The 19,960-nt window shown below is 47.1% G+C and carries 20 protein-coding genes; 4 read left to right on the forward strand and 16 right to left on the reverse strand.

Annotation, left to right across the window (positions count from 1 at the left end):
• Window positions 1-37: 37 nt before the first annotated feature.
• The 9 genes from NOM72_RS08830 to brnQ form a co-directional block, all read right to left on the reverse strand.
• Window positions 38-865 (reverse strand): sugar phosphate isomerase/epimerase family protein, encoded by an 828-nt coding sequence (locus NOM72_RS08830; RefSeq protein ID WP_255998910.1) that lies wholly within the window; start codon window positions 863-865, stop codon window positions 38-40.
• Window positions 813-1,811: a DUF6005 family protein gene (locus tag NOM72_RS08835; RefSeq protein WP_255998913.1), complete on the reverse strand. Its 999-nt coding sequence runs from the start codon at window positions 1,809-1,811 to the stop codon at window positions 813-815. The genes NOM72_RS08830 and NOM72_RS08835 overlap by 53 nt, the downstream gene beginning before the upstream one ends.
• Entirely contained in the window at window positions 1,804-2,055 is a 252-nt protein-coding gene (locus NOM72_RS08840) for a phosphopantetheine-binding protein (RefSeq protein ID WP_023467837.1), read from the reverse strand. Before NOM72_RS08840 ends, NOM72_RS08835 begins: the two co-directional genes overlap by 8 nt.
• Window positions 2,043-3,239 (reverse strand): AMP-binding protein, encoded by a 1,197-nt coding sequence (locus tag NOM72_RS08845; RefSeq protein ID WP_255998916.1) that lies wholly within the window; start codon window positions 3,237-3,239, stop codon window positions 2,043-2,045. Before NOM72_RS08845 ends, NOM72_RS08840 begins: the two co-directional genes overlap by 13 nt.
• Window positions 3,226-4,851, reverse strand: a complete 1,626-nt coding sequence (locus NOM72_RS08850) for an IucA/IucC family protein (RefSeq protein ID WP_255998918.1) — start codon at window positions 4,849-4,851, stop codon at window positions 3,226-3,228. The genes NOM72_RS08845 and NOM72_RS08850 overlap by 14 nt, the downstream gene beginning before the upstream one ends.
• Window positions 4,808-6,502, reverse strand: a complete 1,695-nt coding sequence (locus NOM72_RS08855; protein ID WP_255998920.1) for an IucA/IucC family protein — start codon at window positions 6,500-6,502, stop codon at window positions 4,808-4,810. The genes NOM72_RS08850 and NOM72_RS08855 overlap by 44 nt, the downstream gene beginning before the upstream one ends.
• Window positions 6,503-6,828: 326 nt before the next feature.
• A complete protein-coding gene (locus NOM72_RS08860) occupies window positions 6,829-8,307 on the reverse strand; it encodes an AraC family transcriptional regulator (RefSeq protein ID WP_023467833.1) in 1,479 nt (492 codons plus the stop codon).
• A 132-nt stretch (window positions 8,308-8,439) separates the two neighbouring features.
• Window positions 8,440-8,760 carry an antibiotic biosynthesis monooxygenase gene (locus tag NOM72_RS08865; RefSeq protein WP_023467832.1) on the reverse strand — a complete coding sequence of 107 codons (321 nt, stop codon included), beginning with the start codon at window positions 8,758-8,760 and terminating at the stop codon, window positions 8,440-8,442.
• A gap of 153 nt (window positions 8,761-8,913) precedes the next feature.
• Window positions 8,914-10,254, reverse strand: coding sequence for a branched-chain amino acid transport system II carrier protein (gene brnQ / locus NOM72_RS08870; RefSeq protein WP_255998924.1), 1,341 nt, complete (start codon window positions 10,252-10,254; stop codon window positions 8,914-8,916).
• A 280-nt stretch (window positions 10,255-10,534) separates the two neighbouring features.
• Here brnQ and NOM72_RS08875 point away from each other — a divergent pair, with 280 nt between their 5' ends.
• Entirely contained in the window at window positions 10,535-11,467 is a 933-nt protein-coding gene (locus tag NOM72_RS08875; protein WP_075642094.1) for a DUF2268 domain-containing putative Zn-dependent protease, read from the forward strand.
• 58 nt (window positions 11,468-11,525) lie between these two features.
• On the opposite strand, the gene NOM72_RS08880 is transcribed toward NOM72_RS08875, so the two are convergent.
• The 5 genes from NOM72_RS08880 to NOM72_RS08900 are packed head-to-tail and all read right to left on the reverse strand — an operon-like array spanning window position 11,526 to window position 16,353.
• The gene (locus NOM72_RS08880) at window positions 11,526-12,716 is read right to left on the reverse strand and encodes an acetyl-CoA C-acetyltransferase (protein WP_255999193.1); all 1,191 of its coding nucleotides are present in this window, start codon (window positions 12,714-12,716) and stop codon (window positions 11,526-11,528) included.
• Window positions 12,717-12,729: 13 nt separating this feature from the next.
• Window positions 12,730-13,506, reverse strand: coding sequence for a 3-hydroxybutyrate dehydrogenase (locus NOM72_RS08885; protein WP_023467828.1), 777 nt, complete (start codon window positions 13,504-13,506; stop codon window positions 12,730-12,732).
• Window positions 13,507-13,511: 5 nt separating this feature from the next.
• The gene (locus NOM72_RS08890; RefSeq protein ID WP_035398057.1) at window positions 13,512-14,174 is read right to left on the reverse strand and encodes a 3-oxoacid CoA-transferase subunit B; all 663 of its coding nucleotides are present in this window, start codon (window positions 14,172-14,174) and stop codon (window positions 13,512-13,514) included.
• 13 nt (window positions 14,175-14,187) lie between these two features.
• Window positions 14,188-14,889: a CoA transferase subunit A gene (locus NOM72_RS08895; RefSeq protein WP_255998928.1), complete on the reverse strand. Its 702-nt coding sequence runs from the start codon at window positions 14,887-14,889 to the stop codon at window positions 14,188-14,190.
• 24 nt (window positions 14,890-14,913) lie between these two features.
• Window positions 14,914-16,353 (reverse strand): GntP family permease, encoded by a 1,440-nt coding sequence (locus tag NOM72_RS08900; RefSeq protein ID WP_035398062.1) that lies wholly within the window; start codon window positions 16,351-16,353, stop codon window positions 14,914-14,916.
• A 240-nt stretch (window positions 16,354-16,593) separates the two neighbouring features.
• Between NOM72_RS08900 and NOM72_RS08905 the strand changes: the two genes are divergently transcribed.
• From NOM72_RS08905 to NOM72_RS08915, 3 genes are read left to right on the forward strand one after another with little or no spacing between them, the layout of a single operon-like run.
• Window positions 16,594-17,709, forward strand: a complete 1,116-nt coding sequence (locus NOM72_RS08905) for a GGDEF domain-containing protein (protein ID WP_255998931.1) — start codon at window positions 16,594-16,596, stop codon at window positions 17,707-17,709.
• Between the two features lie 55 nt (window positions 17,710-17,764).
• On the forward strand, window positions 17,765-17,932 hold the full coding sequence (locus NOM72_RS08910) for a hypothetical protein (RefSeq protein WP_023467823.1): 168 nt from the start codon (window positions 17,765-17,767) through the stop codon (window positions 17,930-17,932).
• A 13-nt stretch (window positions 17,933-17,945) separates the two neighbouring features.
• The gene (locus NOM72_RS08915; protein ID WP_023467822.1) at window positions 17,946-18,350 is read left to right on the forward strand and encodes a DUF350 domain-containing protein; all 405 of its coding nucleotides are present in this window, start codon (window positions 17,946-17,948) and stop codon (window positions 18,348-18,350) included.
• A 620-nt stretch (window positions 18,351-18,970) separates the two neighbouring features.
• On the opposite strand, the gene NOM72_RS16190 is transcribed toward NOM72_RS08915, so the two are convergent.
• Window positions 18,971-19,264 (reverse strand): DUF4306 domain-containing protein, encoded by a 294-nt coding sequence (locus NOM72_RS16190; protein ID WP_370688685.1) that lies wholly within the window; start codon window positions 19,262-19,264, stop codon window positions 18,971-18,973.
• Between the two features lie 429 nt (window positions 19,265-19,693).
• Window positions 19,694-19,954 (reverse strand): hypothetical protein, encoded by a 261-nt coding sequence (locus NOM72_RS08920; RefSeq protein WP_255998934.1) that lies wholly within the window; start codon window positions 19,952-19,954, stop codon window positions 19,694-19,696.
• Between the last annotated feature and the right edge of the window lie 6 nt (window positions 19,955-19,960).

Consider the following 19,960-nt stretch of genomic DNA (forward strand, 5'->3'; position numbering starts at 1 on the left):
GCCTTTTCTGCTGACGTTTAAACCCCATCGATTCGAATCATTTTAACAAAACGGGTACTCTTTCAAGTGCTTGAACAATAAGACGTCGATCACTTTTTAAACGCTTGTCTGGATCAGGACCGAACCATTCGAGACTAGCCGTCAAGTGATCGAGATGACCTGATAAGTCTTGGAAGAACCGGTGATAATCGACGATCCCTTCGAACAATGGAACCATCCCTTCCCGTGATCCGCTTGCCGCATAGACATTCGTCGGTTCAAAGACTGAGAACTGATCAACATTCCCCACTGTTTTTAAATGTAGATGATCCACATACGATGCGAGTCTGAAGTATGCTTCGACGGGATCTGCCTTTGATTCGATGACGTGTAAGACGTCAAAGTTGATCCGACATGCCGGGTGGTTGATCGCTTGTAGTAAATGTATCGTTGTCTCTACCGTATCTGTTGCAGTATTCGGATGAAATTCAAGTAATAATCGCTGTCCTGCAGAATCAAGGACACGGCAAATCCCCTTCAACCGATAAACGAGTTGATCCCATTTGGCATCGGATAAGGTATGGCTCGCCTCATTCCCCGCAAAGATGCGGATACGCTCCGTTCCGATTCGTGTCGCTAATCGCGAGAGTCGTTTCGTCTCCGCAAGCAGTTCTGACATCGGTGCGTCTAAATTTAAATAATGACTTAGCATACTGACATTCAGATGGGACGATTTCAGCCGTTCGACTTCTTCCGTTCTTAAATGTTCAGCATGAACTCCCCAAATATCAATGGCGTCAAAGTGTTCTTCTGAAGCAAAATCGATCAAATCATTAAATGAACGCAGATGATGCCGATAGCTGATCGTACAGAGTGCGAGTTTCATGTTCAATCCCCTCCTGTCGTTGATACGCATGGAACGTGTCGACGAGTTGCCGTTTAATGGCACTCTCCCGTGCCCATTGTTCTTCAATCAATCGTTCGATTTCTAAATACACTTTCGGTTGACGCGTTATAGCATATTTGACAGCCCGATGTTGGATGACAGAGTATTGATTGACAAGTGTTTCAACCTCATCCGTCCATTCTTCAAAATCAGATGTCTGCAAGTCGCGTCCAATCGCTTCATATAAATAAGCAAATGCATGCTCATAGGCATATTTTCGAATAGCAATGACAGGTAACTGCTTTAAGGCATTCGGTAATCCCTCAGGTTGTTCACGATAGTGATGCACAACACGTTTGACTGCCTCAGTCAATGGATGTTGTACTTTTATACAACTCATGAAATACGCACTTACCGTCATCGCATTCGGTATTCGAACATCCGTACTTCGAAACGCAAACCCACCAGCGACAGCACGATGGCGTACTGCTGCAAGAATACGTTCTCTTTCTAGTTCACCTTCATACCGGAAATCAGGATCAAGCATATGCCATATTTCCGGATCTTCTGTCGCCTCTAACATGACGTAGTGGGGAAACACATCATGGTGAAATTTATTTTCGCGCTCAGGTAGACTAGCTAAATCCAACATGACGATCACTGACTCGTCCTTATTTTTCTGTTCAATCCGTTGAATCAGCTGAGTGATGTTTTCTTCTTTTGATTGTTTGTGATCGTACCATTCTTCGACTGGGATTCCGTAAAGACGTTCATACCAAACAAGCATCTCCTGATGGTTGATTGTTTCATCATGATGCGAGAGGACATAATCGGCTGACATGGAAAAGGAAGAGTCCCACACGCCAAAGTAATAGGGACGATGGTCCGCGGCCGATCGTTTGATCGTCTCGCAGACGCAACTGACGAGACAGTGTACTTTAATCATGAATGACCTCCTGTAAAACAGACATCAACTCTTCTACTCGCATTTTGGGAAGGGCTGACATGTGCTCATCGGGAATCACTAATCCGTGTTCCAATTCGAGGTGAAGCAACAGATGAATCAAGCGCATCGAATCCAGTCCTAGATCATCTCGTAGAGAGTCTGTTGTCGAAATAGCGACAGATGATGACCATTCGAGCTGTTCGGTCAGTATATCTTCGAATTGCGCAATCGTTAAACGGGACATGTTTGTTCCCCCAATCGTTTTCTACTCACTTTCCCATTCACAGACAGCTCAATTTGCTCAACGAGTTGCCACTCCGTCGGTCGTTGATGAGGTGCGAGATGCTTCTTGCAATGTAGGTTTAGTTCTTCCTCCGATGCCGTCGTCACGAGTTGAGCGCAGACGCGCTCTCCTTGGAACGCATCCATTCGTTTAAAGACGACGACAGCCTCGACGGTTGGCAGCTGATACAAGATATCTTCGACTTCCCCGGGGTAGACGGATAAGCCAGACACATTGATCATCTCATCGAGTCGGCTAAGAAAGTGCAGCCCGTCTTCAACGTACATTAAATCCTTCGTACCAATCCGTACGCCTTGTTGCGAAACGACTAATTCTGCTGGTTTTTCCTTCGTTCCAGTTTCGATCTCAAGATGCTCTAGTGGAAAGCCGATCGCTTGCGGACTCGGCGGATTTGGATGAAGTGCGATACAGCCGATTTCTGAACAGCCATATTGTTGAAGCAAATGACGTGTCTTCCGTTCGATCGAACGGAACCACTTTTCTGGTAATGTCATCCCGGAAATCATCACTGCGTGAACGGATTCCGGGAACAAACTCATCGCATACGCTAGTCCCGGTGCCATATAGATGATAGCGTCCGGATGCAAACGATGGATTGCTAGCACATGACGTGGTGAGAAGTCTTGTAGGATGACTGGTGTTGCTCCGCGTCTTAAAGTCGCGAACACTCCACACAGTAATCCGAATGAGTGTGTCGTCGGACAAGCAACGATCGTCGCTTTCGTCGTCAGCGGAAAACTGTTCGTATAAGCATTCAGTTCCGTCTCGATCGACTCCCATGTCCGGTGAATGATTTTTGGTTGCCCCGTCGTACCGGAACTGAATTGAATCAATCCACCCGCACGTTTTTCCGCTTCCGGAAGCGGAATGATGGTCTCTTGATAAATCAAATAGCCACATCCGGCTTGTATCGCTAGACGCTCAGCACCAGAAACAGGCGTCTCCGGATGAATGGGAAGGATTGTTCCATTCATACGTCGCATCGTAAGACAGAGGGCTAACCATGCTTTTGTATCTGACGTACAGATGGCTACGGTCTTCCCTTCCGTTATGAACGATTGCTTCACCAGTTCGTGTGTCGTCAATTCTTCTGCTGTCACCCATTCTTTCTCAATCCATAGCATGATCGTCTTCCTCTCCTCGTTGAACTAGTGAATTTTTTACATCGATTTGATTCGTCAAACCAAACCGTGGTGCCAGTAAGGCTTCTGCCGTTACTCTTTGTTCGTACCATCCGATTCGTTCTAGTCGGTCTCGATCAATCGGCAACCCCTCGATCGTCTGATGCATCCAATCAAAGAATGTCGCTTCATTCAAGTTCTCCGTCAGTCCAAGTTGATACGCTAGTTCCGTCAAATGATAGACGAATAATGTATCGTACAGCAGCTCGCGTAAGGCAAGCGGGTGTGACATTTCATAATAGGTATTGAGCGGTGCATCAAAATCAGGATGTAGCCTCTTAAAATCGGGTACATCCGATGGATCGTCGAGTAACTCGGTGACGAACTCGACGCTATCATGAAAATCGCGGAGAATGATCCGTTCCGGCCATCCGTCCCGTAAGACAAGTAACGTATTTTGGGCGTGAGCTTCCACACCGATGCCTTTCTCGGTCACGAGTCGGATGACTGGTTCGAGATAGACGACGAAGAATCGACGAAGCCACCGTTCATGACCATATCGTTCCAACCACGGTCCTAAAAAATGTCGTCCATCCACCTCGATTTGAGCAAGTGCTGTCAAGGGAATGACCTGTTCCCCCTTGTGAACATACGTCAAGACGTTTTCACGAAAGACACAGCCGACCCGACCCGCAAGTGGACCGCTCGAGCCGACGCATGAAGCAAATTCAGATAACAACGTCATCGGCAATTCACTCGCCTGTTTTTTCAACCAATCCGATACTGCAGGAGCTGCCACGACATTCGGCACGGAAAAAGTCCGAACGGCTGACGTTTGCTTCAAGTCGAGCGGCAATTTGATATGCGGTAGTTCGGGCTGACCTGGGCAAAAAACGGTTCGAATCGACTGCGTCGCTTGCACGAATACCCCGCCTTCGCCTAAGTCGACACCTCCGACTTGTGCCACCTCCTGCTTGATACGTAACCATTGCCATGGGTGGACAGGAAGAATCTGATAATCGGTTTGCTTGAGTTCTTCCAGTTTGACTAAAAACATATGTAGAAGCGGTTCTCCAAGAATCAGTGGAATAGGTAGGATTCCATTCCCTTGAACGAGCGTAGAAGGTAAGGCAATCCAATGTAACTGGAAGCGATTGCCCACTTCAGGTCCGTATGCCTCGTGATCAGCTCGCGAAAAACCAATCCTTGATTTATAACAAGGATGATAGGGATGCCCTTCGATGATGGTCTGCTCCAACTCTTCATAATCTAAGCCTGCTCGATGGATTCGTAGACGATGTCGCTGCGACAAGTCATCGAAATCATGTGTACGTCGCAACTCTTCCTGAAAGTCGTCCGGGATCGGCAACTGCGTCAAGAGATGCTCAAACCAGTCGTTGACGCCAGATGACTTCGATGAGCGTAACGTCGTGATGTCGAGCCGGATTCGGTCGAAAGGACCGCGTTTTCCTTCGACTGTCACTTCACTATCTTTTATGTGAAATGTAAAACGATTCTTCATTCCGACAATCATTTCAGTAAAAGGAAGAATCCGCTCGAATAACAAACTCTCAAGAAGTTGTTTGCAGATGCGTGTTTTGCTGTCGTAAAGCATAGTTGCCCTCCCGTAACGGATTATCCAAGTCGATGAAACAAACCCGTTCCCCCTCGACTTCAAGTTCATCGAGTCCTTGTAGGCGTGTTAGTAAATTCGCCTTGTATGGAAGTGTCGGCGATTCTAACAACATCAAAAGCCAAGCTCTGCCTCGCCCTTCTAGACTTTTAACTCGTACTTGACACCATTCGTGCAGTAACGCGATAGCAACTTCTTCCTTCAATAATGTGTCTGCTGCCAATCGGTCGATGATACTCGCTAGATGGTTCCAAATCATGTAGTACGTCAAACGCTCAGCAATGACTTCTTCTGGGTAGAATAACGTCGTATGCTTCAGTTCCGGTTCCAGCAGGGTAAAGGAATCTCGATTCGTGTCTGCTAAGTAATAGCCTTGATTATCCCGGACGTGATATCGAACCGGCCATCCGTCTTCGAATGTGATGAGACTATTTTGCTGATGCGCCTCGAGTCCGATTCCTTGTTCCTCATACAGTGTAACGATTGCTCCTAACGTCAACTCCAGGTACTGTTTCCACCACCGAGTGACATGTTTCGATGCGATTGATCCCGACTGCCGGATGAGCCGCAGCAGGAGCGATTCTGAATTCGGTAATGCCGGTTGGACGAGTGCCGCAACATTTACCGCGTGGGGTGCTGGCTCTCGCAAAATGACTTCGAATCCGGTCTCTTCTTTAGTCCGGATCGCTAAATATGCAGGATCGTGAATAAGGTCAAACGTATCAGGCAGAGACAGATGACAAAACAAGCGATACATCAAATAACCAGCCTCTAATTCGTGTCGCTTGTTGACGCGTCTTGAGTTCGTCACTTGGACAGGGATGGATAACTTCAACATATGACTTCGGTCGAGTGATTCGACGGTCCGGATCGACGAAGTTGCGTTATAGAGTGGTCCAGATGCGCCGTGATAACGGATAATATCTTGCTCAAACCATTGCTCGACTGTCGGCTGACGCAACAAATACTCGGCTTGAAGTGGATGAATCGGAACGAGTCGCTCTTGCGCTGTCACTTGAATCGAATCACCCAGTTGGTTTTCCATCAGCTGACTGATCGTCTCGTAGCTACCTGAACGTTCTTCGAGCAATGTCTCATGTACTGTAAAATAGTGAAGTTGAAACGGTTGACGGAATTCAGGCGCATACGCCTTTTGTTGCCAGTCGGTCATACCGACTCTACTTTTCGGGGTCGGATGGAACCAATGACCACACCACAAGCGTTGTTCATAATCGATGAACGTCTCTTGCTCTTGTGCGTTCAGCTGTTCCTCTAAAATCAATTGCACTGTCCGGTGACTGTCAAGAACGCGAAAGAGTAAGTCCGTTTGATTCGGGTCTTTTTGTTGAAGCTTGATGCAACAGGTGATGATACAGGACATGGCTGAAACTTCCCGCCATCCGCTTTTTGTCTCTTCACGAATCATTCCAATCTCGTGGCGTCCGATGATGGAACGACGTTTGATTTCGATGAGATACGGCTTCATCCAATAAAAAGAGGATGTCTCGGATGCATCAAACGGTCTCTCGTTGACCCATTCGCCCGGGTTCACTTCTCTGATGTAGCTGTTCATGAACGATTGAAGCGTCACCTCGGTCGCTAATCGCTCGATTTGTTCTTCGCATGTTCGCACGCTCTGTTCCTCCCCTTATTGAAAATCATTCTCATTCCACATCAATAGAAAAACGGGTTTCCCCGTTTTTGATGGTGCGTATACACACTTATTTTAAGTAAAACGTTTTCAAGTTCCTTCAATCCGTTTTCACAATCGATTAAATGCAGAAGTCACATATCGTCGTGAGATTTAACACCAATCAAACAAACGATCCTCCCTAATATTCGTACGACAAGGCGACGACTTTTTAGGTTCATTTGTCAGTCTTCTCTGCCTCATCGTGAACTCCATCTGTAATGATAATCATTATCAATGATGAGTGACATGGATTTTCTTTTCATTCTTCATGGACAAACAAAACAGTTACTATCGCTGATATATGTATGCAATTGACGTAACATATGCATTCTCCCAAGTGGTCCCCACGGATCCCAATCGACACTGTCTGGGTAAAATATACGCTCCGACCTAACGGCACGAAGCGTTTGCCACACCCTCGTTCCTCGAATTCGTTCCACATCTGCAGGTTGACTCCACAGTATGAACAAACCATCCGGATCCAACTGCTGTAATGTTTCTAGGCTGATTGTCATGTAGACGGTGTGCGGGAGTCCTTCCACGGGCTGTAAACCGATTTCACTGAACAGAAAATCTAACATCGTATGCCCTGTTCGTCCGTACAGTCGGATTTCTGAGTCTCTGATCCAAATAACTGCCCATGTCACATTCCGATTGAATTCGAACTGTTGCTTCACAATTGTTTCAAGCGTTTCGACTTCGTTGATGATGTCAGTCGTTCGCTCAAGCGTATCGGTTGCCGTAGCAACAGCATACAAGTAATCCTTCCAACAAGTTTGTTTCGAAATATCGATGACCGGACAAGACGTCAACATAGGTGGTGATTCACCTCGTATCGGTGTCCGTAAAACGAGATCGAGATTTGATGTCTCGAACCATTCCGGTAAAATCGTTGCTGACGCGTCGTATAGTTGCGTACCTTCGAGTTCACTTAAATAGTCTGGCACACCGTTCGAACGATATTGTGTCGGAAAAGACGGTGCGATGACAGGTTGAATGCCAAGTGCCAATAAGTGATCTTGCAACAACGCTTGACTCCAGATTCCGACCCTTGGAAACAACCGTTTCCGGTACTGACTTGGTGATAGTCCCTCACGTTTTTTAAAGAGACGGCTGAAATAAAATTCATCATTGATTGATACACGTTCTGCGATCTCAGCAATCGTCCAATCTGGATGTGCAATCATCCACTCCTTCGCCCGTTGCATCCGCAATTGATGAATCAGTTCCTTTGGTGATTGATCGTAGTGCTTTTTGAATTGGCGGGAAAACGTCGGCAGTGACATGTTTAACTCACTTGCCAAGTCACTGACTGTTCTTGATTTTCCGAGTTCTTTTAACCACTGGGACGTCACTTCCTCAAACGTCTGCTCATGACGACGTTCACTTAATTGCTCCAGTAGTTGATACAGATAGCGATGTTGTCTAAGAGAACCGGTCATTGTGTTTGGACATCCGCGCATTCGTTCTAAACACTCCACTAGTTCATTCGTTGGTTGACGGTAGACTAGAAATGGCGTCAGTTCAACCTCTAACTGATACAAGAGACAATGTCCCTCCTTGACGATGAATCGTTCACCTGATTTCATGATGAAACAGGCTTCGCCCGATTCTAGACGTTTCCTTTCCGTGTAGGTAATGCCAACGCCTTGTATGACGACAATCAAACCCGGACGTATCGCTAATTGTCCTCCTGTCTGTAAAGCGTGTTTCCTCACTCGAAATGCATGCAGTGCTTCTGTCATTTTCAACTCACTCCTAAAAAACATATACCATCTGACGCTTTTCCGTATCCGTTCAATCTTGATCAATATGTAAGGGAATCTTCGAGATGCTTTTCTTTCACTTGCCTACGTGATTGTTTATTGTTGTGTCGATCATGTATCTGCTGTCTTAAATCCAATCACATCATAGTAATGTTGCTGACCGTCAAGAATGAAGGAGGGACCTGGTTGCCCCCTTCTTTCTCGGTGACCGGCAAGGTGTACCTCACTCGTTTCCCACGCTTTCCAGTCTTGTTCCGAATCCCAGCGGATCAGGACAAGAACTTCTTCTTCCTCTTTTGTACGCTTCTTATGTAAGACACTTAAATCGAGGAACCCTGGTTGTTGCTCGATGATTCCCTTTCCTGAAAAACGCTCGATCATTTCAACAGCACTTCCTTTTTTGACTTTAAATGTTTTTAATTGGATGAACATCACCTATCACTCCTTCTAATTGATAATGAATATCATTTGCATTAACACTATAGCATTATTCCTCCGGTTTTTGTCAACAACTGTTGTTAGAATACGTTTCATCGTTACAAAAAAATCCCTTCACCCAGTGTAATCTGAGTGAAGGGATTTAATTTAAGCCACACGCGACGACGATTGTGTCTCCGCTGTTTTCTTACCGACGACTGCTCCGATCACTCCACCAATGATGGCTGGTACGACCCATCCGAGACTGACGGAAGCAAACGGTAATACCGCGTCGAACACGTTCGTGACAGCTGAGACGTTAATCCCTGCTGTCTTCAATCCATCAAACAAACTGACGACGAATGTCATCCACAGCGCCCCTTGATAAACGGCTGGTTTACCTTTAAAGAGTGGATGCAAGAATGTCAGGAAGATGAGACAGATTGCCAGTGGATAAAGTGTCATCAAGACTGGTTTTGAGACGGCGAGCAATTGATTCAGACCGATGTTCGCAACGAGTGCACTGAAGACCGATAGACCAACCGTCCATTTGACGTACGAGATTTTTGGCACGAGTGCTGAGAAGAACGACGCACAGGCCGTGATCAAGCCGACGCTTGTCGTCATACAGGCGACTGTGATCATCAGACCGAGTAAGATCGCACCGTATTCACCGAAGTAATGATCCGACACAGCTGACAAGATCTCTGCGCCGTTCGCCAGTTGTCCGATTTCCGAGACACTTGAAGCACCCATGAAGGCAAGTGCCGAATACGTGATTGCTAGAAGGGCTGCTGCGATCAATGACGCTTTCGTACAAATCAATAGTAACTGTCGCTTCGATGTGACACCTTTTTCCTTGATCGCTGCGATGATGATGATCCCAAAGACGAAGGCACCGAGTGCATCGAGTGTCATATATCCTTCCTGGAAACCGTTAAAGAAGGCATTCGACTGATATGTCTTCAAAGGATTCTGAAAACTTCCGATCGGATTCAGGACAGCAACGACGATCAACAGACCGATGAACGTGATCTTAATCGGTGTCAGTACTTTCCCGACGACATCGACGATTTTCGTCGGATTCAATGATAAGAGACAAGCAACCGTGTAGAACAAGACCGTAAAGATGAGCAGCGGCCAGTGGCTCGTCGATTCACTGAAGAACGGCTTGATGCCGATCTCATACGAGACCGTTCCGGCACGAGGAATCGCGAAGAAGGGACCGATCGCAAGATACAGAATGACCGAGAACCCGATTCCGAACGCAGGATGAACGCGTGACGCCATCGCTTGTAAATCGCGTTCCCCTGAAAACGCGAATGCGAGAATCGCAAGCAATGGTAGACCGACACCAGTGACGAGGAATCCGGCATTGGCGACCCAGACATGCTCCCCTGCGAGCTGTCCGAGCATCGGCGGAAAGATGAGATTTCCTGCCCCGAAGAATAAGGCGAAGAGCATCATGCCGATGACGATGATAAATGATGTTGGAACAGTTTTAGACATAATAAACCCCCACTGATGATGATCGACTTCATCTCGCTCCCTAAGCGGATGAAGTACTTCGTTCGAAAGGATACCATACGTTTAAGAGCTCGTGCTAGGAGTTTATCTGGAGAATATTCTGAAAATTGCGCAGAAAGTTTGGTGGAGCTATGGTCTATAGAATTTGTTACGTCTGTGCGTCGAAGCATGAAACCGGATTCATAAGTTCATATGACGTAGTAGGATTAAAAGGCTTCATGAAGAAAGTAAATATATGGATAATCAAACAGGAGGTTTTTCTATGAAATCGATCTATCTTCTTAGCGCCACCCTTTTACTTGCCAGTTGTTCCCCCGCTGCCGAAAAACCGAAGACGTATGACATCTCATTTACGCATGAGAAACAAGAGATTCAAATCGTTCCTTTGTACAAGGCGTATGACGATTACATTCAAGCGGCTTCGAAACATCCAGAGGACAATGAGGCACTATTTAAAAAATATGTATTGGGCGCTAAAAATAGCGTCATCAAAAAAGAACAGCTCCAAGCGATGCCCGTTCCTAGCCTTTACGAACAGCCATCGGAAAACATCAAGGACTTAAAGCAGATGAATACATATTTGAAAAAACACCATCAGCGCATCATGAAACAGATCAAGTCCAGTCTCCTGACTTCGATGAAACAACTTCCACGGGATGAGAAGCTCGTCGTCTTCGTCTCCCCGACGACACCAATCGAGCATGATGATGCCAAACGTTATGGTGGTGTCAGCGGTGTCGCGCAAGGAAACAATTCAATGAGTCTGTTCTTCTTGAAGGATTTTTCGGAAACATCATTACGCAACACAACGGCGCATGAGTACCATCATACCGTAGCCCTCGATGAACCGAATCGTGCGACGATGCTCGATTACATTATCCTCGAAGGAAAAGCGGAATTCTTTGCCCACAAGCTTTATCCTGTGGAATCATCGGAAGCGATCGCCCCTCTACTTGACCATACTTTAGAGCATGTGATTTCGGAGCTGAATGCGGAACGATTGACGACGGATGATCTGTTCTTAGGAAATTACGAAAAACAAATTCCATCGTTCGTAAAATACAGACTCGGTTACATGATCGTCTCCGACTTCGTGAAGCAACATCCCGAGATTTCCTTGAAGGAATGGTCACGGATGTCCTCCGTGCAAATTCTCGAAAAAAGCAGTTACAAAGACATGTTAACGATTCGCTAAAATCAATAAAGCACGAGACAACGGGAGCAAACATCTCCTTCGTCTCGTGCTTTATTAGTTAACCTTCGTATTTTTTGACGATCGTCGCTACCCCTTGACCGCCCCCGACGCATAACGTCGCAAGACCATGTGTCTCACCCGTCCGCTCGAGTTCATGGATCAACGTAACGAGAATCCGCGCCCCACTCGCACCGATCGGATGACCGAGCGCGATTGCACCGCCATTTCGGTTGAGCTTCTCATGCGGGAACTGTAGCTCCGCATCGACCGCGAGAGATTGTGCCGCGAACGCTTCGTTCGCTTCGATGACATCAATCTCCTCAAGCGTCAGTCCCGCTTTATCGAGTGCCTTTTGGACCGCTTGGACGGGACCGATTCCCATGATGCTCGGGTCGACACCGGACATTCCGTTCGCGACGATCTCAACGAGTGGTGTCACGCCGAGTTCTTGTGCCTTTGTCACGGACATGATGACGAGCGCCGCAGCTCCGTCATTGATGCCAGATGCATTGCCTGCCGTGACCGTTCCGTCCTTCTTGAATGCCGGGCGCAAACGACTGAGTGTTTCGACAGATGTTCCGGCACGTGGAAACTCATCTTGATCAAAACGGATCGGGTCGCCTTTTCGTTGTGGAATCAACACTGGCGTGATTTCCGAAACGAACCGTTCTTCTGCTAATGCCGTCTGCGCTTTTTGCTGACTCGTCGCCGCGAACTGGTCCTGGGCTTCGCGGGAGAGTTCGTAGATGTCGGCTAAATTCTCCGCCGTGATTCCCATGTGATAGTCATTAAACGCACACTCAAGTCCATCATGGATGATCGTATCGACGAGCGGTTGGTCACCCATCTTCAGCCCAGACCGCGCGCCCGATAGCACATACGGCGCTTGGCTCATGTTCTCCATCCCACCGGCAACGATGACATCGGCTTCACCCGACTTGATCGCCTGATACGCGAGATGGACGGCTGAGAGACCGGATCCGCAGACCTTGTTAACGGTCATCGCTGGACATGTCTCCGGTAATCCGGCAGCGAGTGCCGCTTGCCGTGCTGGATTTTGACCAAGTCCTGCTGAGAGGACGTTACCGAAAAAGACTTCATCGACGTGATTCCCAGCGACACCTGCTTTTTCAAGTGCTGCACGGATGACTGTCGCTCCAAGTTCGGTTGCTTTGACGTCCTTCAAACTCCCATTGAAATTTCCGATCGCCGTGCGCGTCGCACTTACGATGACGACTGCTTCACTCATCTGCTCCATCTCCTTATTGAATCGTATATCCTCCATCGAGTACGTTCGCTTGTCCTGTGATTCCTTTTGCTTTGCGGCTCGCAAGGAACAATGCATAATCCGCGATTTCCTCGACGGCGAGCAACCGTTTTTGTGGAACGAGCGGATAGATGACTTCCTCAAGTACCTTCTCAAGTTCGACGTGACGCGTCTTCGCCAAGTCTTCCATTTGATTTCGGACGAGCGGTGTATCGACATACCCCGGGCAAATCGCGTTAACGGTGATCCCGTGTTCTGCTCCTTCAAGGGCTGCGACCTTCGTCAGACCGAGCAATCCATGCTTCGCCGAGTTATACGCCGCTTTCCCAGCAAAACCGATTAAACCATTGATCGATGCCATGTTAAGAATCCGTCCGTAGCCTTGTTCCTTCATGATCGGAAAGGCATGTTTGATAGCGATGAACGGCGCCGTCAACATGATCTTGATCATCAATTCGAATTTCTCAGTCGGAAACTCTTCAATTGGTGAGACGTGTTGAAGACCCGCGTTATTGATCAAGACGTCGAGTCGACCAAACTGTTCGACCGTCTGCTTCAAGACGACTTCGACCTGTGCTTCATCAGTGACGTTGAGCGTCATGCCGACCGCTTCATGACCAGCTGCGCGAATCGCTGCCGCCGCCTCTTCTGCTGCTTCTGCGCGAACGTCCGTTACGACGACCTTCGCTCCTGCCGCAGCAAACGCCTTTGAGATTTCAAGACCGATGCCGCTTCCTGCACCTGTGACGAGTACGATATCTCCTTGAACCATCTGCTTCACTCCCCTACCGTCACGCGCTCGAGTTCCGGACTGACCGTGAATCGTGCTTCCGTGACTTGTTTGACGTCTTCGACCGTATGACCATTCAGCGTCTCGATCAAGACCATTCCGTCCGGTGTGAAATCAAAGACGGCCCGGTCCGTAATCAAACGGTTGACGACGGCGCGTCCTGTCAACGGCAAGGTACACGCCTGTTTGACTTTCGATTCGCCGTGTTTGTTGACATGTTCCATGATGATGACGACTCGTTTCGCTCCGTTGACGAGGTCCATCGCCCCGCCCATGCCTTTGACCATCTTGCCCGGAATCATCCAGTTCGCGAGGTCACCGTTCTGATCGACTTCCATCCCTCCGAGGATCGCGAGGTCGATGTGTCCGCCGCGAATCATCGCGAACGATTCGGCACTGTCGAAGTAAGATGCTCCAGATTGTGCCGTGACCGTTTCTTTACCGGCGTTGATTTCGTCGGCATCGACTTCATGATCAAGCGGATACGGTCCGATGCCAAGCAGTCCATTTTCGGATTGCAGCATGACATGCATATCGTCCGGAATCGCATTGGCGATCAATGTCGGAATCCCGATCCCGAGATTGACGTACATCCCATCTTCAACTTCCTGAAGTGCGCGTTCAATGATGATCTCTCGTGTCGTTTTCATATCCGTCTCCTCCTCAAGCTTCCCGGACAGTCCGGCGTTCGATGCGTTTTTCATAATCCGTTCCGACGACGATGCGCTGAACGTAGACAGCAGGTGTATGGATCTCATTCGGATCAAGTTCACCGACTTCGACCAGTTCTTCGACTTCAACGATCGTTATTTTTCCGGCTGTTGCGACGATCGGGTTAAAGTTGCGTGACGTCTTCCGGAAGACGAGATTCCCGAGTCGATCTGCTTTCCATGCCTTGACGATCGCAAAATCACCGACGATTCCTTCTTCAAGGAGATACGTCTTCCCGTCGAACTCCTTTTGTTCCTTCCCTTCAGCAATTGGTGTGCCGACGCCTGTTGGTGTATAGAAACCGGGAATGCCAGCTCCACCAGCACGGATACGTTCGGCAAGCGTACCTTGTGGGACGAGATCGACTTCGATTTCGCCACTAAGGTATTGTTGCTCGAACGTCTTGTTTTCCCCGACATACGACGAAATCATCTTCTTGATTTGTCGCGTCTGCAAGAGGAGACCGAGTCCGAAGTCATCGACGCCACAGTTATTACTGACGACCGTCAAATCCTTGACGCCCTTCTCTTGCAACGCGGTAATTGATTTTTCTGGGATTCCGCAGAGTCCGAAGCCCCCTACGACTAGCGTCGCCCCGTCAAAGATGTCTGCTGTTGCTTCCGCGAATGATCCGTATACTTTCCCCTGTTTCATCTGATGATGCCCCCTTCTAAACTCTTAATACAAACCAGTCAAGCTATACAATCCGATCATCAAGAAGACCGTCACTGTCTTGAGAATCGTAATCATGAAGATGTCCTTATACGACTGACGATGCGTCAGCCCCGTAACGGCAAGTAACGTGATGACGGCACCGTTATGCGGTAACGTATCCATCCCGCCGGACGCCATCGAGATGACGCGGTGCATGACTTCCGGTGGCACGCCGCCTGATGTGATGGCTTGCGTATATTTATCCGACATCGCACTTAACGCAATCCCCATTCCACCCGATGCGGAACCAGTGACGCCGGCAAGTGTCGTCGTCGTGACGGCTCCGTTGACGAGCGGATTCGTAAAGGTCTCTGAGATTCCGCTTGAGACGGACTTGAATCCAGGAAGTGCGGCGATGACGCCTCCGAAACCATACTCAGCACCTGTATTCATGACCGCTAGAAGCGCGCCACCGATACTGACATTCAAACCAGCTTGGAAATTCGTCTTGATCTTCGGGAAGTCATACAGCATCGCTGCGAGAATTCCGATCAATAACGCCATTTGGACGGACCAGATTGCAAGAACGGCCGGCGTCTCGATCTTTCCGAATGCTTCTAAACCAATCGCTGAAAAATCGAACCCTTCTGGATACCATTTCGGAATCGAGAGTGTGAAGACTTTGTTCATGACGGCAACGAGGACGAGTGGGACGAAGGCAAGGACTTGCCGATAGACCGGTTGACGATCCGTCTCGAGTGTCATTTCCGGTTCGTTCTTCAACTCCATCTGCGGTGCGGCACTTGCCGCCGTCGCTTCAAATCCAGCGTAGCCTTCCCCTGCTTGATGGGCTTTTTTCTTGCGTGACTCGAGATACCACATACCGACGACTAGGATGAACAATCCACCGACCGTTCCCATGATTGGCGCAGCGTAGATATCCGTTTTGAAGAACGTCGTTGGGATGACGTTTTGAATCTGAGGTGTTCCTGGTAAGGCATCCATCGTGAACGTGAATGCACCAAGGGCGATCGTTCCCGGGATGAGGCGTTTCGGGATGTTCGCTTCGCGGAACAAGTTTGCTGCGAACGGATACACAGCGAAGACGACAACGAATAAGCTGACGCCGCTATATGTAAGAATGGCGCCAAGTAAGACGATAGCAAGAATGGCACGCTTCGCACCGATCATACGGATGATCGTCTTTGCAATCGACTCCGCGATACCGGACATCTCAACGACTTTTCCGAAAATCGCCCCGAGGAGGAAGACCGGGAAGTACGCCTTGATGAAGCCGACCATCTTTTCCATGAAGATATTCGAGAAGAAAGGTAACACCCAATCCGGGTTCGTCAGTAAGACGGCGAACAAGGCACAGATTGGCGCAAATAGGATGACAGAAAAACCACGATAGGCAACGAACATCAATAAGGATAAGGCAAGAAGAATGATGACAAGTTCCATAAGTAGATCTCCTTCGATTTTAGTAAGCGCTTTCATATCGCTTCTTCATCATTTAACAACGCAGTGTCGAAGAGGTCAATTAAATTCCGTTAAACTATAAGTACAGCTTATAGAAATCATAAGTTCACATTATAGACACAATTGCATCAAATAGATTATTTTTTCAAGGAACAGGAGTTAGTCCTTTTATGGCGTATGTCTTTTTAAGTAACGTACTTTATTTGAAAGGATGGACATTTCATGAAAAGCATCCTTTTTGACGTCTTGCATAACGTGACGCTATTAATGGCTGGTTTCTATCTGCTCGGAAAATTATCACCGCTCCCGATCACCCGTGAATCCCCACGGCTGACACGCGTGTTGTACGGTCTTGCTCTAACTGTCATCTCGTTACTACTCATGCAGATGACGATTGAAGCAGCACCTGGCGTCATGGTTGATTTGCGTCATATTCCGGTCGTCGTCGCTGCCTATTTTGGTGGCGCCATCCCGACAACGATCGTGACGATCGCGATCATCATCTATCGTTTCAGTTTAGGAACGAATCTAGCAGCCTTCACCGCATTCGGCTTCATTGTCGCCATTGCTTTAGGAACGAGCTTAATCGTTCGCGAAATGCCACCTTATGCAAAACGAACATTCACACTCGTGACGCTCTACGCGACGGCTATACACGCTCTTGTCTTATGGATTGTCTTACCGAAACAGATTCTTCTACTTGAAGTGATAGCAGTCGTCATTCCTGCATCGTTCGTCAGTAGTTGGCTCGCCCTACTGATCATCCGCGATATTCGGTTGACCAAACAATCATTACGGATGCTTCGGCAAAAAGCGCAACTCGACTTTTTGACAGGATTGAACAATTCACGCGCCTTCAATGAATACTTCACGGATGTCAAACAGCGATTGATTCTAACCAAACAGTCGGTCGTGTTGTTGACGATCGACATTGATCATTTTAAACAGGTCAACGATACGTATGGACATGAGGCGGGCGATGAGGTGCTACGGCAGTTCGCCAATCGACTGCGCGATGGAGTGGCAGAAAGCGGGTATTTATCCCGTAACGGCGGTGAGGAGTTTTCAGTCCTGTTTGAGAGTGTTCCGCTTGCTGAAGTCTTGCCTTTAGCAGAACAATTACGTGAACGCATCGCTTCTAGTACGTTTCGACTAGCGACGACAGAGCTATCGCTCACGGCATCGTTTGGTTTAGCCGTGTACGATGAGACGACACTGCAAATCGACGATCTTCTACTGGATGCGGATGCTGCCCTCTATCAGGCAAAGCAACAAGGACGGAACCAAGTCGTCCTGTTTTCTCCTAATGCAGAATCTGCGGTCAGCTTTCAAGAATAACGATGGACGCCACCTCTGAAATCCGCTACCTTTAAAGAAGAGGTAGGTGATTGGCATGAAGTTAGCAAAAGGTCCCTATATCCTGATCGGCCTCATTTTAGGTCTCTTGTTCGGATTCATTGGTGACAACTTCTATTTGTATGTATCAGCAGGTATTCTCGTCGGAGCACTGCTTGAATTGTATGTTGCATACGAACAACGCAAAAAAAATAAAAAATCATGATGGAGGTACCAGCATGACATTCAGTGATCTATTTCTTTCAACGCTCTCGTATATCGGTGTCGCGACCGTACTCCTTGCCATCGGTGTCGTCCTGTTCGAGGTGACGACGAAATCGAAGGAACTCGAACTCATCCGTAATGGGAAGAAAGCGGCCGTCTACGCCTTCGGTGGACGTATTCTTGGTCTCGCCATCGTCCTCTATTCGAGTATCTCGAACTCTGTCAGCATTCTCGATATGGTGTTATGGGGCGCACTCGCGATCGTCTTACAAATCGTCTTATTCTATCTCGCGGATTTACTAATCCCACGTTTGAGCATGACGAAAGAGATTGATGCGAACAACGAAGCAGTCGGATTGCTGCTCCTTTTCTTATCGATTTCGATTGGTTTGATCATTGCAGGATCGCTTACATATTAAGACACATGAAAACAGCCCTGGATCATTAGGATTCAGGGCTGTTTAGATTAAAACTCCACTTCGTAATTAGGTATCGCTAGCTATTACGATTACTTCAAGAACGAAGCCAAAATGATCATATGATGTATAGCATAAATATCCAAATTACTTTTCCTTTGCTTCTCAACAACTACTCTCCGAATCTGTCGTATTATCTTTAAATTCGTGTTATTCGTCTCTTTTTATTTTTGAGTTATGAGCTTTTCTCTAGTCAAAACCTGATCCCTGTCGATTCTTTGATTAAAGCTCTTTGTTTGTAGTGTTACGCACTATTTCGAAAATGTCTTTTTGTAATTCCAATTTATTACGTTCAATTTGGTGTGGATAGATTTGATGACTAAGACTGAAGGGACTATGAACTACAAAGAAGATGATAACTACTATTTAAAAACTCACTTGTGATAATAGATAATTATCACAAGTGAACCAAAAGGAAATCTACTCCAAATATCATTGTTATGACAAATCGAATAGAACAATCCGAACATCGGAGAGAGAATAAGAGAATAGTAGAAACACTGTGAACGGTCTCGTTCATTCCGTTTCTTCCTCACTTCTATATGAAGCCATCGCTTGAGTATTCAATTCTTTTTCTTCACTTTTTGATAAATGAAGTAACCCATGAACCCAACTATGTAGAGTCCTGAAGCGACGCATACGTAAGCGAGAGGTTGTGTCTTCAAACTGATGAGAAAGATGTCTATAGGATAAATGTCGCTACAATAGGATACATCTTGAGGCGTAAAAATAAAACGCGGCTTACATTCTTCGTGGGGCAAAATGCTAATCTTGCTTGTTATGAAAAACGAACCGATGTATGAAATCAAGAAAACGGGGATGCTAACAGCCCACAACGTAATCCATCTCTTCATCATGTCTCTCCTTCCTATTTTCTTGATTGTATCATCCCCTTTCTTGATTCACCCTCATTTAGAAATTATTAACTTTTAAGTAATTAATAATATACGTTTCTTTATAGAAGTATCTTTCTATTCATCCTATCAAGGCGAGACGTAATTCGCCGAAAGTTAATTTTAGAAGTTTTTATGTGCCGAATATGCTCAGATTTTTTTGTAAGAGTCTCCTAAAACTCGTCCACAGATTACGTGAGCGTTGAAGATAAGCAAATAAATACAGAAAAAATAGGTATCCACGATTTGCTTGGTATCTATTTGTATCGATTAAGTAAAGAAGTAAGACACTTCTAAAACATTCCTCGTGGAACGATAAGCTTTTTCTCTCGTCGGTTACCTCTAAGTCAAACAGCCTTGATTCATTGAATTCAAGGCTGTTTTCATGTTCTTTTATTTTTCAAGCTCTTCTAGCTCTGTCCGCGAACGCGGAAAACCATTCGCTTGCCACTCCGACCGATAGATCGAATCCAGTTTCGTCAATCCGACCTCATCCGGGTCCTTCGTAGCATCGGGACTCGGATCCTGATCGAGATGCGCTAAATAATCACGTAACGCATCGGTCTGTGTGCCCTGTTCCCGCTTCCTGAACAACAGTAGACTCGCACTGGCAATGACACCTGCTCCGAATAAATACCGTTTTTTCAAGCCCATATGGTT

The sequence above is a fragment of the Exiguobacterium sp. LL15 genome, assembly GCF_024436095.1.
Taxonomy (GTDB): Bacteria; Bacillota; Bacilli; order Exiguobacteriales; family Exiguobacteriaceae; genus Exiguobacterium_A; species Exiguobacterium_A indicum.

Excerpts from the sequence above, each read along its gene's own strand:
- NOM72_RS08885 (WP_023467828.1), bottom strand. The coding sequence starts at position 13,506 with ATGGTTCAAGGAGATATCGTACTCGTCACAGGTGCAGGAAGCGGCATC.
- NOM72_RS08850 (WP_255998918.1), bottom strand. The coding sequence starts at position 4,851 with ATGCTTTACGACAGCAAAACACGCATCTGCAAACAACTTCTTGAGAGT.
- NOM72_RS08905 (WP_255998931.1), top strand. The coding sequence starts at position 16,594 with ATGAAAAGCATCCTTTTTGACGTCTTGCATAACGTGACGCTATTAATG.
- NOM72_RS08860 (WP_023467833.1), bottom strand. The coding sequence starts at position 8,307 with ATGACAGAAGCACTGCATGCATTTCGAGTGAGGAAACACGCTTTACAG.
- NOM72_RS08830 (WP_255998910.1), bottom strand. The coding sequence starts at position 865 with ATGAAACTCGCACTCTGTACGATCAGCTATCGGCATCATCTGCGTTCA.
- NOM72_RS08865 (WP_023467832.1), bottom strand. The coding sequence starts at position 8,760 with ATGTTCATCCAATTAAAAACATTTAAAGTCAAAAAAGGAAGTGCTGTT.
- NOM72_RS08920 (WP_255998934.1), bottom strand. The coding sequence starts at position 19,954 with ATGGGCTTGAAAAAACGGTATTTATTCGGAGCAGGTGTCATTGCCAGT.
- NOM72_RS08890 (WP_035398057.1), bottom strand. The coding sequence starts at position 14,174 with ATGAAAACGACACGAGAGATCATCATTGAACGCGCACTTCAGGAAGTT.
- NOM72_RS08875 (WP_075642094.1), top strand. The coding sequence starts at position 10,535 with ATGAAATCGATCTATCTTCTTAGCGCCACCCTTTTACTTGCCAGTTGT.
- NOM72_RS08845 (WP_255998916.1), bottom strand. The coding sequence starts at position 3,239 with ATGCTATGGATTGAGAAAGAATGGGTGACAGCAGAAGAATTGACGACA.
- brnQ (WP_255998924.1), bottom strand. The coding sequence starts at position 10,254 with ATGTCTAAAACTGTTCCAACATCATTTATCATCGTCATCGGCATGATG.
- NOM72_RS08880 (WP_255999193.1), bottom strand. The coding sequence starts at position 12,716 with ATGAGTGAAGCAGTCGTCATCGTAAGTGCGACGCGCACGGCGATCGGA.
- NOM72_RS08910 (WP_023467823.1), top strand. The coding sequence starts at position 17,765 with ATGAAGTTAGCAAAAGGTCCCTATATCCTGATCGGCCTCATTTTAGGT.
- NOM72_RS08900 (WP_035398062.1), bottom strand. The coding sequence starts at position 16,353 with ATGGAACTTGTCATCATTCTTCTTGCCTTATCCTTATTGATGTTCGTT.
- NOM72_RS08840 (WP_023467837.1), bottom strand. The coding sequence starts at position 2,055 with ATGTCCCGTTTAACGATTGCGCAATTCGAAGATATACTGACCGAACAG.
- NOM72_RS08835 (WP_255998913.1), bottom strand. The coding sequence starts at position 1,811 with ATGATTAAAGTACACTGTCTCGTCAGTTGCGTCTGCGAGACGATCAAA.
- NOM72_RS16190 (WP_370688685.1), bottom strand. The coding sequence starts at position 19,264 with ATGATGAAGAGATGGATTACGTTGTGGGCTGTTAGCATCCCCGTTTTC.
- NOM72_RS08915 (WP_023467822.1), top strand. The coding sequence starts at position 17,946 with ATGACATTCAGTGATCTATTTCTTTCAACGCTCTCGTATATCGGTGTC.
- NOM72_RS08895 (WP_255998928.1), bottom strand. The coding sequence starts at position 14,889 with ATGAAACAGGGGAAAGTATACGGATCATTCGCGGAAGCAACAGCAGAC.